Genomic DNA, 18,192 nt, shown 5'->3' on the forward strand with positions numbered 1-18,192 from the left:
CCTGTCTCCAGTCTAGGAGCTGGCTGTTCCCCTGGCGGCGGCTGGCGTGACGCGCGTGCCGGTTCTCCCGGCGATGGCCGCCGGCACGGCGGCAAGCGCGGTGATGATGCCGACGCCGCGGCCGGAGGCGGCGAAGTCGACGACTGCCTCGACTTTCGGGCCCATCGATCCGGAGGCGAAGTGCCCGGCGTCGGCGAGCCGCTGCATCTGCGCGACGGTGATCTCACCGATCGGCTGTTCGTCCTCGGTGCCGTAGCCGATGATCGCGTGCTCGACGTCGGTGGCGATGACGAGCCGGTCGACGTCGAGGTCGGCGGCCAGCCGGGCGGCGGAGAGGTCCTTGTCGATGACGGCTTCGACGCCGTTCCATCCAGGCCCATCAGCCGCCACCGGGATGCCGCCTCCACCGGCGGCGACGACCACCCAGCCGGCGGCGACGAGCGTGGCGATCGTCGGGGTCTCCAGGATCTCCAACGGCCGCGGGGAGGGCACGACGCGCCGCCAGCCGCGGGCGCCGAAGTCCTTCCACACCTGGCCGTGGGCGCTCATCTGGGCGGCGTGTGCGGCGTCGCGATAGGTGCCGATCGGCTTGACCGGGTCGGTGAACGCCGGGTCGTCGCCGTCGACGCGGGTGCGGGTGACGACGGCGGCGACCTGCCGGTGCATGCCCCGGGTGGTGAGCTCCTGTTCGAGCCGGTTGACGATAGTGAACCCGATCGTCCCCTGGGTCTGCGCGCCGCACCAGTCGAGCGACACCGGCGGCAGCTCTGCGGCGGCGAGTTCGTTCTTGCGCAGGATGTTGCCGACCTGCGGGCCGTTGCCGTGGGTGATGATGACCTCGTGGCCGTCAGCCAGCAGCTCGGCGATGTGCCCGCAGGCCTGCGCGATCGCCGCCCGCTGGTCATCCGGTGAAGATGAGCCGTCGGGGGCGGTCATCGCATTGCCGCCGAGGGCGATGAGCACGCGCATGCTCAGAGCCAGTCGACGTCCGGGGCGTCGCTGCCGTCACCGGCCAAGCGCGCGTACCCGGGTCCGCGGTCGAAGAACGGCTCCGAACCGGTGCGCTTCTCGCGCAGCTGCTGCCGCAGCTGCGTCGAGGCCGCCGTGTCGACGGTGACCTCACCGTCGTCGGCGCTGGCGATGACCCCGTAGTCGCTGCGGGCCCCGTCGATGCTGACCTTGCCCCACCGCAGGTCGCGTTCGACCTCGTCGAGGGGACGGTCGAGCGGGTCGCCCCAGCCGCCGCCTCCGGTGGTGCGGATGCGGATCGTCTCCCCTGCCCGAACCGGTTCGGCATCGGCGAGCGCATCGATCTCGCGTTCGTTCGGCCCGCCGGGGTCGATGGTGACCTGGAACGGCCGGCCGGCCTTGCCGCCCTTGACGCCCCAGCAGGCGAGGATCGAGCGGTCGGCGATCGACATGAAGTGCGCGTCCTTGAGCATGTGAATGTGCTTCTCGTAGCCGAGTCCGCCGCGGTAGCGTCCGGCGCCGCCGGAGTCGACGGCGAGTCCGAGCCGCTCGACGCGGAACGGGAACCGGGATTCGGTGAATTCGGTGGGCAGGTTCCGGGAGTCGGGCACGACGTGGATGGTGTCCTCACCGTCGGCGTAGTAGCGGCCGCCCGAGCCGCCGCCGAGCACCTCGCGCATGAGATAGTCGTTGCCGTCGCGGTCCTTGCCGTACACGCCGGTGTAGCGGATCGTCTCCTGGTCTGCCGGCATCTTCCCGTCGACAGCCTTCGCAACGACCCCGGCGAGCACGCCGAGCAGCCGCAGGATGACGAAGGTGCGGGCGTTCGTCGGGCCCGGGTAGATCGGGGTGAGCAAGGTGCCCTTCTCCGGGAAGCGCATCTCGATAAGCGGGACGATGCCCTCGTTGACGTCGAGTTCGCCCATCCGCTCCGGGGAGTCGGCGAGGTTGCGCAGGATCGGGGCGAGCCATTTCTTGAGGAAGTTCCCGCCGACGTAGTCGCCGCAGTGGTTGATCGGCCCTCTGGCCTGAGCAGCGGTGCCGGTGAAGTCAATGATGAGCCTGGGGCCGTTGCCCGGTCCACCGGTGGCGGTCTTCGTCAGGGTGATGCGCTGGGTGTGCAGCTTCGGGTCCTCGACGCCGTCGTGTTCGGCGTAGTCCTCCCACACGTACTGGCCATCGGGGATCTTCGAGAGGATCTCGCGCCGGTAAAGTTCGGTGGTGTTGTCGAGGATGGTGTCGAAGGCCGCTTCGATGGTGTCGCGGCCGTAGCGGGCGAAGAGCTCCCCGAGCCGGCGCGCGCCCATGAGGCAGGCGGAGCATTCGGCGTCGAGGTCAGCGGCCAGCGAGTCGGGCATGCGCGAATTGCGGGTCATGATGCGCAGCGCGGCCCGGTTGGGTTCGCCGCGCGACCACAGCTTGATCGGCGGGACGGCCAGTCCCTCTTCGTGCACGCTCGTCGCACCGGAGGGCATCGAGCCGGGGCAGGCACCGCCGATGTCGTCGTGGTGGCCGAAGGCCTGCACGAAGCACACGACCTCGCCGTTGTGGAAGACCGGGACGGTGACGCACAGGTCGGGCAGGTGGCCGATGCCGCCTTCGGATTCGTAGACGTCGTTGTGGAAGAAGACGTCGCCTTCCTCCATCGTCTCGATCGGGAAGTCGCGCACGATCGGGTGGACGAGCGCGGAGTAGGACCGGCCGGTGAGCTTGCGCAGCTGCCGGTCGTGGATGCCGGCGCGGAAGTCGTGGGCGTCGCGGATCATCGGTGAGCGTGAGGTCCTCGAGATCGCGGTCTCGACTTCCATCTCGACGCTGGCGAGGGTGCCTTCGACGATCTCGACGATGATCGGATCGACCTCGGTTCCTTCGGGGGTGAGCCGCCCGCCGTGTTCGTAGGGTCGGGGCAGGCCGGCCGGATTGATCGGCTCGGCGGCGATGTAGGCCTCGAGCTGCTCACCGGTCAGCGGGGTGGTCGAGAGCATCGAGCCGGAATCAGTGGGTGTTGCCGTCATGTCGTGTCTCCTTCGTGGTTCGGCGCCGGCTCAGCGCTTCTCGGCGACTGGGGTGCGGGTGATGACGAGGTTGCCGGCGTCATCGACGCGGACGCTGAAGCCGGGATGGACGGGCACCGTCGAGCCGAATTCCTCGATGATCGCCGGGCCGGTGATCTCATCTCCGGCCAGCAGCTCGGGCCGCCAGTAGACGTCGGCGGTGACGTAGCCGTCGTCTGCGTCGAAGCACACCTGACGCTGGCTGGCCAGCGCCCGGTCGGACAGCGGCTGGGCAGCAGAGGCTTCCCCGAGCTTGGCGAGCTCTGGCCGCTGGATCGGGCCGATGCCGGAGACGCGCAGGTTGACCCATTCGACGAACTGGTCGCCATCGCCCTTGAAGTCGTAGCCGTAGAGGCGGCGGTGCTCAGTGTGGAAGGCGTCGGTGACCTCGTCTGCCCAGGCGCGGGTGATCTCCCCTGCAGGCGCCGGTACGCGCACTTCGAAGGCCTGGCCGAAGTAGCGCAGGTCAGCCGACCGGTCGTAGCGGTGGTCGGCGGAGGCGAACCCTTCGGCGTCGAGGGCTGCTGCCGCGCGCTCCTGCAGAGCGGTGAAGATGCTGTCGATGGTGCCGAGGTCGAGTCCTTCATCCTTTGCGACATGCGTCTGCACGTAGTCGTTCTTGACGTCGACGGTCAGCAGCCCGAACGCAGAGACGTTGCCGGGGTTGAGCGGGACGATGACGCCTGCGAGGTCGAGGATGTCGACGAGTCGGCAGGCCAGCAGCGAACCGGAGCCGCCGAAGGAGGCGAGCATGAAGTCACGGACGTCGAGGCCGCGCTTGACTGAGATCTGGCGCAGCGCGTTCGCCTGGTTCCAGGCGGAGATCTCCAGGATTCCGGTCGCGCACTTCTCGCTGCTGAGCCCGAGGCGGCCGGCCAGGTCCTCGATGCCGGTGCGGGCGGCCTCGACGTCGAGTGGGATCTCGCCGCCGAGGAGGTGGGGCGGAATGCGACCGAGCAGCAGATGTGCGTCCGTGATCGTCGGTTCGGTGCCGCCCTGGCCGTAGCAGATCGGTCCCGGATCGGCGCCAGCCGACTGCGGGCCGACTTTGAGCTGCCCTTCTTCGGTCGTCCAGGCGATCGAGCCACCTCCAGCGCCGACAGTCACGACGTCGATCATCGGGATCTTCGACGGGTAGACACCCACCGACCCCTCGGTTGTCAGTGCTGGCTCGCCGTCGATGATGACGGTGACGTCGGTGGAGGTGCCGCCGCCGTCACAGGTGAGGACTTTGGAGAACCCGGCTTCCTGGGCGATGAGGCCGGCGCCGAGGGCGCCTGCCGCCGGCCCGGACAGCACGGTGGTGATCGGCTGGTGGACGACCTCGTCGGCGGAGAGCACCCCGCCGTTGGACTTCATGATGTAGAACGGGATCGGCTTACGGTCGCCGTGCTCGGCGCCGGTGAACTGATCGAGGCGCTCATGGATGTTGGCGACGTAGCGGGAGACCTTCGGCTTGACAGAGGCATCGACGAGGGTGGTCATCGAGCGCTCGTATTCGCGGTACTCCCGCAGCACCTCGGAGCTCAGCGACACGATCGCCTCGGGGTGGACTTCGGTGAGGATCTCACGCATCCGCTGCTCGTGGGCCGGGTTGGCGTAGGCGTGCAGCAAGTTGACGCCCAGGACGTTGATGCCGGCGTCGCGGAACCAAGCGGCGACAGCCCTGGCGCCGTCCTCGTCGAACGGGCGGACCTCGGTGCCTTCGAAGTCGAGACGGCCGCCGACGGTCTTGACGCGGTCGGCGGTGACGATGCGTTCGGGCTTGACCCAGAAGTAGGAGTTTCCGTAGCCGTCGGGCACGGCCTGACGGGCGATCTCCAGGACGAATTCATAGCCTTCGGTGGTGATGAAGCCCATCGTCTCCAGCTTGCCCTCCAGCAGCTGGTTCGTCGCCACCGTCGTGCCGTGGGAGACGGCGACGACGTCGCTGCCGTTGGCGCCGAGTTCGCCGAGGACCTTCTCGATGCCGTTGATGAACCCGTCGGCGGGGTTGGCTGGGGTCGACGGGGTCTTCGTCGTCGTCAGCGTGCCGGTGTCCTCATTGAACGCGACGACGTCGGTGAAGGTGCCGCCGGTATCGATCCCGATGCGGATCCGTGCGCTGCCGAGAGTCATTCTCACCCCTGTTTCTCGTGTGCCGACGCTCCCTCGCGTCTGGCAGAACTTCACTGCTATGAACAAGCATGCGCGGCGACTTCTCCGAATCACTCGGCAGACAGTGACAAAAAGTGAGCTGCGTCATTGGCAGGATTCTGGACACCCGGCTTCATCGGTCTCCACGGCCCGCTGCCCCACAGCCCCACTGCCGGCCTCCGCAGCCTCACTGCCGGCCTCCACGCCCCTGCAGCCGACCGATCCGTTAGGTTGAAGGCGTGCACTCCTTCGACCTCGACGCCATCGCATCCGGTCTGCCGGCGTCTGCGCTCATCCCTCAGCTGAGCGAACGTCACGCCGATGCGGCGGCCGGTCTGCGGGCGGTCATCACCGCACCACCGGGCACCGGCAAGACCACGGTCGTGCCGCCGGCGCTGGCCGGGCTGCTGCCGGCCGGGCGGATCATCGTCACCCAGCCGCGCCGGCTGGCCGCCCGAGCAGCTGCCCGCCGGCTCGCGCAGCTGAGCGGCACGCGCCTCGGCGAGGCGGTCGGATATACGGTCCGCGGGGATGCGCAGGTCTCCCGGTCCACCCGCATCGAGTTCGTCACCACCGGTGTGCTGCTGCGCCGGATGCTCGCCGACCCCGGGCTTGAGGGTGTCACCGCGATCGTGCTCGACGAGGTCCACGAACGCCACCTCGACTCCGATCTCGCCGCCGCCCTCGCGGTTGACGCCACCGGTCTGCGCGCGGACCTGACTTTGGTGGCGATGTCAGCGACCCTGGAGGCCGAGCGCTGGGCTGAGCTCATCGGCGGCCCGGTCCTCAACGTCACCTCGGCACTGCACCCGGTTGAGATCCGCTGCCATCCCGGCCCCGGCCGGCCCACCAATGCCCGCGGAATCACCAGCGAATTCCTCACCCACATGGCAGGCCTCGTCGAGTCGGCTCTCCGCACCGAGGCCACCGGGGATGCGCTCGTGTTCATGCCGGCCATCCGCGATGTCGAAGCCCTGGCTTCGCTGCTGCGCGGCCGTGTGCCCGCCGATGTCCGGGTGCTCACCGGCTCGACCTCTGCTACGGAGCAGGACGCGATCCTCACCCCGCGCACGGACTTGGAGGCCTCCCGCCGGGTCGTCGTCTCCACCTCGGTCGCGGAATCAGCACTGACGGTGCCCGGTGTGCGGATCGTCGTCGACTCGTGCCTGGCGCGGGTGCCGCACTTCGACACCGGCCGCGGGTTCGCGGGCCTGGCCACCGTGCGCGCCTCGAAGGCAGCCTGCACGCAGCGGGCCGGACGCGCCGGCCGCCTCGGGCCCGGCCTGGCCATCCGCGCCCTGAGCGAAGCCGACTATGCCGCGCTGCCCGCCCACACCCCGCCGGAGGTCCGCACCGCCGATCTCACCTCCGCGATCCTCGACCTGGCATGCTGGGGCGCACCGTTCGGTCACGGGCTGAGACTGCCGGACCCTCTGCCGGAGCGCCCGGCCGCCCAGGCGGCTGAAACCCTGCGACTGCTCGGCGCCCTCGACGACACCGGGGCCGCCACAGCCCGCGGCCGGCAGCTCGCCCGGATTCCCGCCGACCCGCGCATGGCCCGCGGCCTGCTCGACGGCGCTGAGTTCGTCGGCGCCGCGGCCGCCGCCGAGGTGGTCGCCGCCTTGGCCTCGGATCTGCGCTGCCCGGGTGCCGATGCCGTTGCCGCCGTCCGGCAGCTGCGCCGCGCATCCCCGCGCACGTACACCCGGGAGACCGCCCGGCTCACCCGGATCCTGGCCGAGACCACCGGAGAAGACACCTGCGAGGACACAGCCGTCGGCACCACCGCCTCGGGCCAGGTGCCGCTTGACGAGGCGGTGGCCACGGTCATCGCGCTGGCCTACCCGGACCGGATCGCCCGGCTGCGGCCCGGCAGCGAGGACAAGTACCTGCTCGCCTCCGGCACCGGCGCGACTCTGCCGCGCGAAGCCCAGATCCGCGGCCACGAATGGCTCGCCGTCGCCGAGGTGTCCTTAGCCGGCCAGCGCGCCCTCATCCGGGCTGCCACTCCGCTCGACCGGGAGACTGCCGAGCTGCTCGCCAGCGACCTCTACGTCACCGAGACGGCCACGCGCTTCGACGGTCGGAAGCTCTCAGCCCGCCGCATCGAGCGCCTCGGGGCGATCGAGCTGTCGGCGACTCCGGTGAAGGCGGACCCGGATGCCGGCGCCGAGGCGGTGGCAGCGTTCATCCGCGAGCGCGGGCTTCGCGAGGTGATCGCTGAGAATCCTGGGTTCGCGCAGCTGCGCGGACGGCTCGGGCTGCTGCATGCCGTGTTCGGTGGGCCCTGGCCCGATGTCCGGTTCGCTGCTCTTGAGTCCGGGCTCGCGGAATGGTGCCATGGTGAGCTGACCCGGGTGGCGGCCGGTGCCTCGGCGACGGGAATCGACTGGGCGTCTGCTCTGCGCAACCTGCTGCCGTGGCCGGAAGCGGGCCGGTTCGACGAGCTGGCACCGGAGCGCATTGAGGTGCCCAGCGGCTCCACGGTGCGGCTGCGGTATCCGGCGCCGGAGGACCACGGTGACAGCGACGCAGACCCTGCCGACGCCGAGATCGCCGCCCCGGTGCTGGCGGTCAAGCTGCAGGAGTGCTTCGGCTGGCAGGCGAGCCCCGTCATCTGCGATGGGCGGGTGCCGGTGCTCATGCACCTGCTCTCCCCTGCCGCCCGACCGCTGGCGGTCACCGCCGACCTCGCCTCATTCTGGCAGCAGGGCTACCCGGGCGTACGGGCAGAGAATCGCGGCCGCTACATCAAGCATCCGTGGCCAGAGGATCCGCTGACTGCTCCACCTGCCCGCGGCACCAAGCGCTCTGGCCGCTGAGCGTCTGCGACAATGGGCAGGCGATGCACACCGACACCACCCCTGCCCCGGCCTCCGGCTCGGCTGCGACTCCTGCGCCTGAGACGGTCATCGACGCTGCCACCTGGAAGGCTGCCGCCGCCGAGCTCGCCGCCGCCGTCGAGGAGCGGATGGGCGCCCATCTGGCGCGCCGGGCCCGCAGCGAGAAGCACCCGGTCGAGGACTTCCTCTTCACCTACTATCCCTTCACGCCTGCGCAGGTGGCCCGCTACCAGCCCGGCGCCGGGATCGGGCTCGCCGTTGACGAGGCGGCAGATCGTGAGCAGTTCGCCCGCCGCTGGTGGACGGTGACCGGTGACTTCGCCTTCGTCGACGTCTCGGCCTGGAAGACCGACCGGGGTGAGGGCGCGCAGTTCATCGCGAACCTGCTGGCGGCAACCCTGGATCGGGAGGCGCAGCTGGGCTGCTTCGGACTGCACGAATGGGCGATGGTCTACCGGCAGTCAGCTGATGAGCGCCGGCATAGGCAGGTGCCGCTGCGGCTGAGCCAGGCGGAGACCGACAGGGTCGTCGAATCCCATCGCATCCAGTGTTCGCATTTCGATGCGTTCCGGTTCTTCACCCCAGCCGCCCGGCCGCTGAACACGCTCACGCCGCAGCGGAAGACGATGGTGTCGATGGAGCAGCCGGGCTGTCTGCACGCCGGGATGGATCTGTACAAGTGGGCGATGAAGCTCGGGCCGATCGTGCCCTCGCAGGTGATCGTCACGGCGTTCGATCTCGCCCGCGACATCCGGACACTCGACATGGAAGCCAGCCCGTATGACGTGCGGGCCTGGGGCTATGGGGTTGTAGCGATCGAGACCGCCGCCGGCAAGGCTGAGTACATGCGCCGGCAGCAGGCGTTCAGCCAGCGCGCCCAGCGGCTGCGCCGCGAGCTGCTCGATGCGCTGGCCGCCGCCGGCATCGAACCGCGCAGCTGATGCTGTGAGGCGTCCGCTGAGCCCGGGGCTGGGGATCGACCGCCTGCGGACACGCGCTGGTTCCCGGGATTCGTGTGAGCAGCCACCGTCGTCCCGCATTTGCGCCATGGCTCGCCATCTGGTCGAATGCCTGCACCCAGTGCAGTGAAACCCGTTACATCTCCTGGTCAGACGACTATGCTGGTGGCAGTGGAGGCACCAAGTCTCCTTGACGGAGGGACATCTCATGGACAATCAGACCTTGCTCCTCATCATCGCCGCAGTCATCGGCGTCATCATCATCATTGCGATCGTCGCAGCGCTGATGAAGGCGTCGAAGAAGAAGGAAGAGCGGAAGCGGATCGAGGAGGAGCGCCGCCGCGAACAGCAGCGTCGTGAGGCCGGGCAGCTCCGCGAGGAGAACAAGCAGCACGACATCGACGTCCGTCAGCGTGAGCTCGATGTTGAGAATCGTCGACTTGAAGCTGAGAAGACCCGCCTGGAGGCCGACCGCAAGGAAAGCACCATCAACCGCGAAGAGGAGCAGCTGGCCGCCGAGCGCGAGGAGCTCAAGCGCCGCGAGGCCAAGGCCAATGAGCTCGATCCCGATTTCGATGAGAAGTCCGGAAAGCGCTCGGTCACCGGTGCGGCTGGTGCCGCAGGCGCCGGTGCTGCCGGTGCCACTGGCGCTGCCCACCGTGACGACCATGGTCATGATGGCCGCGACCATGACCGCCACCATGACGGACTCGGCCGCGACGACCGGAGTCGTGAAGGCTTCGGCCGCGACGACCGCCACCACGACGGGCTCGGCCGCGACGACCGGGGTCATGAAGGCTACGGTCGCGACGAGCTGGGCCGTGATGGCCGCCGTCCGCAGGATGGCCACGCCGAACCGGGTGCGCACGAGCACGACGCTCGCGCACAAGGACAGGAGTTCGATCCGCGCGGACAGGGTCATGATCACGGCCAGGGGCTCGACCCGCAGGGCCGGGATGTCCAGGAGCAGCGCTTCGACGAGAACGGGAACGAGATCCCGCCGCGTCACTGAGGCGCCGCAGGCCTGACTGACAACAGACGGCGGGCGCGTGAGATCGTCTCTCACGCGCCCGCTGTCTGTTGTGCGGGAACTCAGTCTGTTGTGCGGAAACTCAGTTCATGCGGCTGCTCTCAGACCAGACGCATGAGCTCGACCGGCTCAGACTGCCCAACCCACGTCGCCATCAGCATGCCGGGCCCGGTCTCGGCACCGGCAAGCTGGTCGGCGTCCAGAAGACGGGTGACGTTGAGGTCGGCTTCCTCGACAGCCTTGATTGCGGCATCCCAGCCGGTGCCGCGTGCGTCGGCGATGTCAGTGCGCGGACCGGGATTGTCGCCATCGACGATGATCTCCTCAGCCGAGGTGTCCGCCTCGGCGATGGTGCGGCGGGCCTGCTCGACGAACACCGGGTCGGCCACAGCGTCGTAGACCCAGCGCTTGCCGAGCACCGAATGCTCCATCGTTGTGATGAGCGCGTCCTCGGCCCCCTCAAGCGGGGCGCCCCGGTAGGTGACGGGGACCTGGTAGATCGGCCCGGCGGCATCGTCGGCGGAGCGCACGAGGTGCATCTCGATACCGACCTCACCGGCCGGATCGTCGAACCGGTAGCTCGTCACGACCTCCAGCGGCACCCCGGCGTCGAGGCCGGACCACTCCTGGCTCGGCAGCCAGGTCTGGACGAGTTCGAGCTTGCCGGGTGAGAGTTCTGCATCGTACAGCTGTGCCATGGCGGCTCCTTATCTCTGGTCAGCGGGTCATCACCGCATCGGAATCGGTCATGCCTTGCGGGTGCCGGGCAACCAGGCACCGTCTTCGATCGAGTAGTCGGCGAAGATCGCCGGTGCCTCTGCCTGCATGATCTCAGCGATCTTGCCGAACACCAGCCGGATCTCCTCCTCGGCGCCGGGGGCAGTGCGCATCTCGATAACGTGGCGCAGGGAGCGCAGGTTAGCCGTGTAGACGATGCCGGTGCCCAGGCCCTCGGGGGCGAAGCGGCGCATGAAGGAGGTCATGTGCTTCTTGTGCGAGAACTTGGTGCCCTCCTCGTCGAGTTTGAAGTGCTCGCTCATCCACTTCTGGTGCTCTTCGAGCGTGTCGAGGACGGCCAGGCAGCGTTCCATCAGCTCTTCGTCCTCGCGTGCCCACTCAGGGAACCAGAACGGGATCTCCTCCAGGCGCACGTAGCGCAGCGACTCCTGCGAATAAGCGCAGCCCGCGCGGTGCCGGATGAGTTCGTGGGTGAGGACGCGGGAGACGTTGTGCAGCACGAAGGTGTAGTTGGCGTGTTCGAGCACCGACCCGTGCTGGGAGGAGATGACGTTGCCGAGGTACTGGGCCGAATCCGTGCGCACCCGTCCGACATTGGGGTTGAGTCCCGGCTCCCAGGAGCGGTAGCACATGCGTCCGGAGAACTCAACGAGGTCCTCGCCATCGGGGCTGTCGGCGTCTGCGACGCGCTCGGACCAGGAGCTGCCGCCGACGTCGGCGAGGTAGGCATTGATGGCCTCCCAGTCGATCTGGGGACGGGCGATGAGCGTGGCGGAGGGTTCGACGTGGCGCACGGTGCTCCTTCGGTGACGTGGCGGGCTTGGGGTCAGTCTACGGCACCCGATGCGTCCACTTCTCGGTGCTGAACTTCGTCTCGACGAGCTCTTCGGCGCGGGCGAGTTCGGCCTCGGTGATGGTGTCGCGTTCGGCACCGTACATGCTGGTGAACGTCTCGATCATGGTCTTGATGATGTGCTCGCGGCTCGACCCGGTCTGACGCCTGAGTGGGTCGACGCGCTTCTTGGCGCTGCGCACGCCCTTGTCCGACATCTTCGCCTCGCCGATGCGCAGCACTTCGACCATCTTGTCGGCATCGATGTCGTAGCTCATCGTCGCGTGGTGCAGCACCGTTCCCGAGGTGAGGCGCCGCTGGGCGGCCCCGCCGATCTTGCCGCCGGTGGAGGTGATGTCGTTGATCGGCTGGTACCAAGCGTCGACGCCCTCGTTGGCGAGCGCGGCGATGACCCAGCGGTCGAGGAACGCGTAGGACTCGGCGTAGTCGAGTCCGGCGATGAGGGTGTCGGGGACGTACATCGAGTACGTCACGCAGTTGCCGCCTTCCATGAACATCGCTCCGCCGCCGGAGATGCGGCGCACGACGTCGATGCCGTGGCGCTCGACGCCTTCAGGGCGCAGCTCGTTGACGTAGGACTGGAAGGAGCCGATGACGGTGGCTTTGTCCTCCCATTCCCAGAACCGCAGGGTCGGCTGCCGGTTGCCGGCGTCGACCTCGGTGAGGAGCACTTCGTCGAGGGCGACGTTGACGCGGCTGGGCAGGACGGGGCCGTGGATGACCTTCCAATCGAAGTCGGTGAAGTTCGCTGCCTGGCTCAGGGCTCGGCGGACGACGGTGGCGATGTCGCCGGTGGAGAAGCCGTGCAGCTGCAGCGACTCGCCGAACTCGGCGAGCGCGGCGTCGAGGCGGGCGATGAGTTCGTCGCGTGTCGCGGAGACCGATGCGCCGGTCAGTGCCGGGCCGATGGAGAAGTAGGCGTCTTCTGGTTCGAGGAAGAAGTCGCCTGAGATCTTCGCGGCGGTGATCGTCTGGCCGTCAGTGTCGATGTCGGCGACGACGAGTTTGCCGCCGATGACCTTGTGCTCTGCGTGGAAGCTGCTCATGCTCCCACGCTACCGCGCATCGGCTGCCTCCGGCTGTGGTGCCGGCCACAGCCGAGGCGGAACGCACCTCGGACACGGGCCCACGCATCGGACACGGGCCCACGCCTCGGAAACGGAACTCGGACCTCGGGAGCGGAACCCGCACCTCGGGGGCGGAACCCACACCGCGGGAGCGGAACCCGCACCTCGGGGCCGGAACCCACGCCTCAGGACGGGTCAGCCGACTTCGCGGCCGGTGGTTTCGTGGGCGAAGAGGGCCATGACCGTCACGGCGACGACGGCGAGGGCGCCGGTGAGGGCGAACGTCCAGGTCAGGCCGAGCAGCGGCCACATGATAGAGCCGAAGATCATCGGGGCGATGCCGGTGGCCACCCGGGAGGCCGCGGATGCCCAGCCGAAGCCGGAGCCGCGCAGGCGGGTGGGGTAGAGCTCGGAGACGTAGGTGTACAGCGCCGGGACGGCCATCTGGATGAAGAAGCCGAAGGCGAGGATGCTGGCCTTGGCGAGCAGGTTGAGCTCGGCGCCGGACTGGCCCAGCGCAATGGCGAAGACGACGAGGGCTGCGGCGGCCACCAGCGAGGTGGTCCCGAGCATCCATTTGCGCCCAGTGGTCTCGATGAGCACGACGGAGACGATGACGCCGAGGATGCCGATCGCAGTCATCTGGCCGGTGACGAGGAACGCGGCCTGGTCCCCGAGACCCTGTTCGCGCAGGATCTTCGGCAGCCAGGTCAGGGCCGCGTAATACAGCAGCAGCACGGAGACGAACAGCAGCCAGGCGGTGATGGTGATGCGAGTGGAGTAGCGCCACAGTTCGGCGATCTGGCCGGAGGCGGCCGAGAGCGATTCGCCCAGGCCTTTGCGCGGGGGCAGCGGTTCGATCGCGTCGTGGCGCCATTCGGTGACCGGGCTGCCGGTGCGCTCGATGAGGCGGGTGAGCACGGCGTCGGCTTCGTCGTGACGGCCGGCGGCCATGAGGTACTTGGGCGATTCGGGGATGAAGAGGCGCACGCAGACGATGAGCAGGGCCGGAAGCACCATGACGAGCATGATGTGGCGCCAATCGCCGAAGCCGAGGATCCAGGCGGAGACGAAGGCGCACAGGGTCACGCCGATCGGCCACCAGCCGTCCATCGCGGTGAGCACGCGGCCGCGGTGCTTGCGTGGGGTGAATTCGCCGACGAGGGCGTAGTCGACCGGGATCGCCCCGCCCAGGCCGAAACCGGCGAGGAAGCGGAAGACGAGGAACAGGCCGATGTTCGGAGCGAAGGCGCCGCCGATGGTGAACAGGGAGAAGAACAGCAAGGTCAGCGTGAAGGCGCGCTTACGGCCGATACGGTCGGCGATGCCGCCCCACACGACGGCGCCGAGGGCCATGCCGATGAGGTTGGCGGTGGCGATCCAGGCGGCCTGGCCGATGGTGAGGTTCCAGTGGTCGGACAGCAGCGGGATGAGGAAGCCGTTGAGGGCGACGTCCCAGGCGTCGAACATGAAGCCCAGGCCGCCGATGATGAAGATGGCGCCCTGTGTGTGCCACTTCCACGGCAGGGTGGCGAGGACTTCGTCAGCTGTCGGCGCCTCCGGGGCGGCGGCGCGGTCATGGGTGATCGGCATGAGGCGAATCGTACTCTTTTGCACAGGTTTGAGCAAAAGAGGTGGTGGGCGAGGTGCAGGGCTGAGGAGTGGCGGGTGGCAGGAGCGTGGCATGAGGGCCGGGCCGGCGTGAGACTCAAGGTGCGGGCACGGAGCGAGGGCCGGGCCGAAGCGAGGCCCAAGGTGCGGGCACGGAGTGTGGGGCGGGCACGGAGTGTGGCGCCGGCACGGCACAAGGGCCGGGGCCGAAGCGAGGCGCGAGGCCGGGGCCGAAGCGAGGCGGGAGGCTGGGCGCCGAAGCGAGGGATAAGGCCGGGGGCCGAAGCGAGGCGCGAGGCCTGAGTGAGACCCGGGGCCCGGCCGCCGCTGCCCCGCGGCGGGCTGGACTGAAAAGTTAGCAAAGCTATTCATGGTTTAGGGCTTCGAAACCATGAATAGCTTTACTAACTTTCATCAGGGACGGGTCACCATGACCAGGGACGACCCTTAAGACCCGGGCACCAGCCTCGTCTCCACAAGCCTGGTCAGCGAGACCCCGGCTCAGCCCTCGGCGAGCTTGTACAGCCAGCCGTGGGTGTCCTCGGCGCGGCCGTACTGGATGTCGAGCAGCGTCTTGCGCAGTGACATCGTGATCTCGCCGGGCTCCTCGCCGTGGTCGATGGTGAAGTCATCGGAGACGAGCTTGCCGATCGGGGTGACGACGGCAGCGGTACCGCAGGCGAACGCTTCGACGATCTCACCGGCGGCGTGGCGCTCGCGCCATTCGGCCACTTCGATCTTGCGCTCTTCGACACGGAGCCCCAGCTGCGGGGCGAGTTCGAGCACCGACCGGCGGGTGACGCCGTCGAGGATCGAGTCGCCGAGCTCCGGGGTGATGAGGGTGTTGTCGCTGGTGACGAGCATAAGGTTCATGCCACCAAGCTCTTCGAGGTACTTGCCCTCGGCCGCGTCGGTGAACAGCACCTGCTGGCAGCCGTTCGCCGCGGCCTCGTCACCGGCAGCCAGCGAGGCGGCGTAGTTGCCGCCGCATTTGGCGAATCCGGTGCCTCCGGCGCTGGCGCGCTTGAGGGTGCGCGACAGCCAGATCGACACCGGCTTGATACCGCCGGGGAAGTACGGGCCGGCCGGAGAGGCGATGACGTAGTAGTCGACCTCGTGGCTGGAACGCACACCGAGGAACCGCTCGGAGGCGATCATGAACGGCCGCAGGTACAGCGACACCTCATCGAGATCGTTCTTCGGCGCCGACGCCCAGGCGGCATCCACCGTGACGAGCTCGGACAGCGAGGCGAGGAAGTCCTCCTCGCTCAGCTGCGGCAGGGCGATCCGCTCGGCGGAGCGGGCGAGGCGGGCGGCGTTGAGCTGTGGGCGGAACGTCCAGATCGAACCATCGGAGTGCCGGTAGGCTTTCAGCCCCTCGAAGATCTCCTGCGCATAGTGCAAGACCGCCGCGGCCGGGTCGAGGATGATCGGGCCGTAGGGCTTGACGGTGTGGGCGTGCCAGCCCTGGTCGCGCGTGAAGCGGATGTGCGACAGGTGGTCGGTGAAGTGCTCGCCGAAGCCAGGCTTCTCCTTGATCGCCTCTCGCACCAGCTCCGGAGCCGGCTGCATATTCTTCAGAACCTGAAATTCAGTCATCGTCGCTTTCCGATTCGTCTGGTGCTCAACGTCGTATGGGATGAGGCACACTGCAGCGCCTCGTCTCCTAGGTTATGGCATCGCCCCGCTCCCGAGGCGGTGGCTGGGTCTCAGCCGCCGATCCGGGCGGCGATCGCGTCGCCGACCTCTGCCGTCGTCCGCTTGGCCTCGCCGCGTTCGGCGAGGTCGGCTTCGACGGCGGTCTGGATGGACTTCGCCACGACCTCCATGCCGAGGGTCTCGGCCATGAGGGCCGCGGAGAGGATCGCAGCAGTCGGGTCGGCAATGCCCTGCCCGGCGATGTCCGGGGCCGAGCCGTGGATCGGCTCGAACAGACTCGGGGCGGTGCCATCGACGTTGAGGTTGCCTGAGGCGGCCAGGCCGATGCCGCCGGTGACGGCCGCAGCGAGGTCGGTGAGGATGTCACCGAAGAGGTTGTCGGTGACGATGACGTCGTAGCGGCCCGGGTCGGTGACCATGTAGATGGTGCACGCATCGGTGTGCTCGTAGTTGACGGTCACCTCGGGGTAGTCGGCGGCGACGTGCTCGACAACCCGGCGCCACAAGTGCCCGGCGTGGACCATGACGTTGTGCTTGTGCACGTAGGTGAGCTTCCTGCTCCTGGCCTGGGCCTTGGCGAATGCGAAGCGCACGGTGCGCTCGACGCCGTACCAGGTGTTGACCGAGACTTCGGTGGCGACTTCGTGGACGGTGTCCTGGCGCAGGTTGCCGCCCTGGCCGGTGTAGGAGCCCTCGGTGCCCTCGCGCACGACGAGGAAGTCGATGTCGCCGGGCTCGGCCAGCGGCGAGCGGGCTCCTGCGTAGAACTTCGAGGGCCGCAGGTTGACGGCGTGTTCGAGGCCGAAGCGCATCTTGAGGATGATGCCGCGTTCGAGCACACCGGAGGGCACCGATGGGTCGCCGCAGGCGCCGAAGTAGATCGCGTCATAGTCGCGCAGCTGGGCGAGTTCGTCATCGGTGAGGGTCTCACCGGTCTCGTGCCAACGGCGGGCCGATGCCTCGAAGGTCGTGGTATCGAGGGTGACGGGCTCGCCGGCGGCCTCGATCGCCCGGTTGAGGACCTTGAGGCCCTCGGGTACGACCTCGGTGCCGATTCCATCACCGGGCATCACTGCGATCTTGTGCGTCGTCATGGGGGTCCTTCCTCGCGATAGCTCACTGCCACCCTATGAGCGCGTCTCACATGACAACTTGCCGTCTTGCATCCTGAACACGGCGAGCTGGGGAGGTGACCGGCGCGCGTTTGCTTCGTAGACTCGCCTACATGGCTCACACTCTGCGCAACACGCGCGCCGCGTCCCTTCCAGCAAAGCTCAGCCGCTCCTGGCTGCTCATCAATGCCGCCAAGAAGGAGACCTTCGAAGCCGCGCAGACCTCGGAAGCCGATTCGCTCATCTATGACATGGAAGCCGCTGTCCCTGCCGACAAGAAGGGCCTGGCCCGCGACAACGTCGTCGCTGCGCTGGACAACGGCATGGGCGGCTGGGTGCGTGTCAACTCGATGGGCACCCAGGAATGGGAGGACGATCTCGCCGCTCTCAACGGCACCCCGGGCCTGCGCGGCGTCATACTGCCCAACACCGAACGTCCTGAACAGGTCACCTACACCGCCATGCGCGCCGGAGCCGGCGTGCCGGTGCTCGCACTCATCGAGACCGCCCGCGGGATCGAGAACGCCACCCGCATCGCCGAGGCGCCGGGCACCTTCCGGCTGGCGCTGGGCACCAATGACTTCCGCAAGGACACCGGTGTCGCCGATGACCCGATCGCCTTGGCCTATGCTCGCTCCCGTCTCGTGATCGCCACCCGCGTGGGCGGGCTGCCCGGCGCGATCGACGGGCCGAGCCCGGTCGGCGCCGGCACCGGCCAGGTGACTGAGGACTGCTTGTGGACGATGAAGATGGGCATGACCGGCAAGCTCGTCATCGACACCGACCAGATCCACACACTCAACACCGCCCTGGCGCCGAGCGAGGACGACCGGGCATGGGCGCGCAATATGCTCGCCGAGGCGGAAAGCACCGACGACATCGTCGACGGCTCCTACCTGCCCCGTCTGGCGCGTGCGAAGAAGATCGCCCAGCTGGCCGATTCCTACGGCCTTTGGAACGCCTGATCACCACCGACGACAGGTCGGCCGCAGCAGCTGCACCCGGCCTCTCGCATGCGTGAGGGGCATCATACTTCTTCAGCTGGAAAATTGAAGCCAATATCGCCGCCGGCTCGACCGGCCGCTCAACCGGCAGCTCGACCGGCTGCTCAACCACCACCTCAACTGGCGACTGGCTCGGGCCGCAGACTCCTCACTCCCG

General features: G+C 68.4%; 13 protein-coding genes. 4 read left to right on the top strand and 9 right to left on the bottom strand.

Annotated features, from left to right (window positions below; translation table 11 throughout):
• Positions 1-12: 12 nt before the first annotated feature.
• Genes M3B11_RS09240 through M3B11_RS09250 form a run of 3 tightly spaced genes read right to left on the bottom strand, consistent with a single transcriptional unit; the run spans position 13 to position 5,141 of the window.
• Positions 13-969, bottom strand: coding sequence for a carbamate kinase (locus M3B11_RS09240; RefSeq protein ID WP_259877207.1), 957 nt, complete (start codon positions 967-969; stop codon positions 13-15).
• 2 nt (positions 970-971) lie between these two features.
• On the bottom strand, positions 972-2,984 hold the full coding sequence (locus M3B11_RS09245) for a hydantoinase B/oxoprolinase family protein (RefSeq protein WP_259877208.1): 2,013 nt from the start codon (positions 2,982-2,984) through the stop codon (positions 972-974).
• A gap of 30 nt (positions 2,985-3,014) precedes the next feature.
• Positions 3,015-5,141 carry a hydantoinase/oxoprolinase family protein gene (locus tag M3B11_RS09250; protein ID WP_259877209.1) on the bottom strand — a complete coding sequence of 709 codons (2,127 nt, stop codon included), beginning with the start codon at positions 5,139-5,141 and terminating at the stop codon, positions 3,015-3,017.
• A 257-nt stretch (positions 5,142-5,398) separates the two neighbouring features.
• On the opposite strand from M3B11_RS09250, the gene hrpB reads away from it, so the two are divergent.
• From hrpB to M3B11_RS09265, 3 genes are all read left to right on the top strand, one after another.
• A complete protein-coding gene (hrpB, locus tag M3B11_RS09255) occupies positions 5,399-7,981 on the top strand; it encodes an ATP-dependent helicase HrpB (RefSeq protein WP_259877210.1) in 2,583 nt (860 codons plus the stop codon).
• A 23-nt stretch (positions 7,982-8,004) separates the two neighbouring features.
• Entirely contained in the window at positions 8,005-8,943 is a 939-nt protein-coding gene (locus M3B11_RS09260; protein WP_259877211.1) for a 3-methyladenine DNA glycosylase, read from the top strand.
• Positions 8,944-9,169: 226 nt separating this feature from the next.
• A complete protein-coding gene (locus M3B11_RS09265; protein WP_259877212.1) occupies positions 9,170-9,973 on the top strand; it encodes a hypothetical protein in 804 nt (267 codons plus the stop codon).
• 119 nt (positions 9,974-10,092) lie between these two features.
• Here the strand turns inward: M3B11_RS09265 and M3B11_RS09270 are convergent, their stop codons facing one another.
• From M3B11_RS09270 to M3B11_RS09295, 6 genes are all read right to left on the bottom strand, one after another.
• Complete coding sequence (locus M3B11_RS09270; protein WP_259877213.1) at positions 10,093-10,689, bottom strand: CG0192-related protein; 597 nt, start codon at positions 10,687-10,689, stop codon at positions 10,093-10,095.
• Between the two features lie 48 nt (positions 10,690-10,737).
• Positions 10,738-11,523 carry an FAD-dependent thymidylate synthase gene (gene thyX / locus M3B11_RS09275; protein WP_259877214.1) on the bottom strand — a complete coding sequence of 262 codons (786 nt, stop codon included), beginning with the start codon at positions 11,521-11,523 and terminating at the stop codon, positions 10,738-10,740.
• 37 nt (positions 11,524-11,560) lie between these two features.
• Positions 11,561-12,628, bottom strand: a complete 1,068-nt coding sequence (locus tag M3B11_RS09280) for a biotin/lipoate A/B protein ligase family protein (protein WP_259877215.1) — start codon at positions 12,626-12,628, stop codon at positions 11,561-11,563.
• Positions 12,629-12,844: 216 nt separating this feature from the next.
• Positions 12,845-14,242, bottom strand: a complete 1,398-nt coding sequence (locus M3B11_RS09285; RefSeq protein WP_259877216.1) for an MFS transporter — start codon at positions 14,240-14,242, stop codon at positions 12,845-12,847.
• Positions 14,243-14,761: 519 nt separating this feature from the next.
• Positions 14,762-15,859, bottom strand: coding sequence for a branched-chain amino acid aminotransferase (locus M3B11_RS09290; protein WP_259877217.1), 1,098 nt, complete (start codon positions 15,857-15,859; stop codon positions 14,762-14,764).
• Positions 15,860-15,969: 110 nt separating this feature from the next.
• The gene (locus tag M3B11_RS09295; RefSeq protein WP_259877218.1) at positions 15,970-17,013 is read right to left on the bottom strand and encodes a 3-isopropylmalate dehydrogenase; all 1,044 of its coding nucleotides are present in this window, start codon (positions 17,011-17,013) and stop codon (positions 15,970-15,972) included.
• Positions 17,014-17,144: 131 nt separating this feature from the next.
• On the opposite strand from M3B11_RS09295, the gene M3B11_RS09300 reads away from it, so the two are divergent.
• Positions 17,145-17,996: a CoA ester lyase gene (locus M3B11_RS09300; protein WP_259877219.1), complete on the top strand. Its 852-nt coding sequence runs from the start codon at positions 17,145-17,147 to the stop codon at positions 17,994-17,996.
• Positions 17,997-18,192: the final 196 nt, after the last annotated feature.

This window comes from Brevibacterium sp. p3-SID960, assembly GCF_025144725.1.
Taxonomy (GTDB): domain Bacteria; phylum Actinomycetota; class Actinomycetes; order Actinomycetales; family Brevibacteriaceae; genus Brevibacterium.

What these genes read in the sequence shown, in the direction of transcription:
- M3B11_RS09240 (WP_259877207.1), bottom strand. Translation starts at nt 969, where the DNA reads ATGCGCGTGCTCATCGCCCTCGGCGGCAATGCGATGACCGCCCCCGAC.
- M3B11_RS09245 (WP_259877208.1), bottom strand. Translation starts at nt 2,984, where the DNA reads ATGACGGCAACACCCACTGATTCCGGCTCGATGCTCTCGACCACCCCG.
- M3B11_RS09250 (WP_259877209.1), bottom strand. Translation starts at nt 5,141, where the DNA reads ATGACTCTCGGCAGCGCACGGATCCGCATCGGGATCGATACCGGCGGC.
- M3B11_RS09260 (WP_259877211.1), top strand. Translation starts at nt 8,005, where the DNA reads ATGCACACCGACACCACCCCTGCCCCGGCCTCCGGCTCGGCTGCGACT.
- M3B11_RS09265 (WP_259877212.1), top strand. Translation starts at nt 9,170, where the DNA reads ATGGACAATCAGACCTTGCTCCTCATCATCGCCGCAGTCATCGGCGTC.
- M3B11_RS09270 (WP_259877213.1), bottom strand. Translation starts at nt 10,689, where the DNA reads ATGGCACAGCTGTACGATGCAGAACTCTCACCCGGCAAGCTCGAACTC.
- M3B11_RS09280 (WP_259877215.1), bottom strand. Translation starts at nt 12,628, where the DNA reads ATGAGCAGCTTCCACGCAGAGCACAAGGTCATCGGCGGCAAACTCGTC.
- M3B11_RS09285 (WP_259877216.1), bottom strand. Translation starts at nt 14,242, where the DNA reads ATGCCGATCACCCATGACCGCGCCGCCGCCCCGGAGGCGCCGACAGCT.
- M3B11_RS09290 (WP_259877217.1), bottom strand. Translation starts at nt 15,859, where the DNA reads ATGACTGAATTTCAGGTTCTGAAGAATATGCAGCCGGCTCCGGAGCTG.
- M3B11_RS09295 (WP_259877218.1), bottom strand. Translation starts at nt 17,013, where the DNA reads ATGACGACGCACAAGATCGCAGTGATGCCCGGTGATGGAATCGGCACC.
- M3B11_RS09300 (WP_259877219.1), top strand. Translation starts at nt 17,145, where the DNA reads ATGGCTCACACTCTGCGCAACACGCGCGCCGCGTCCCTTCCAGCAAAG.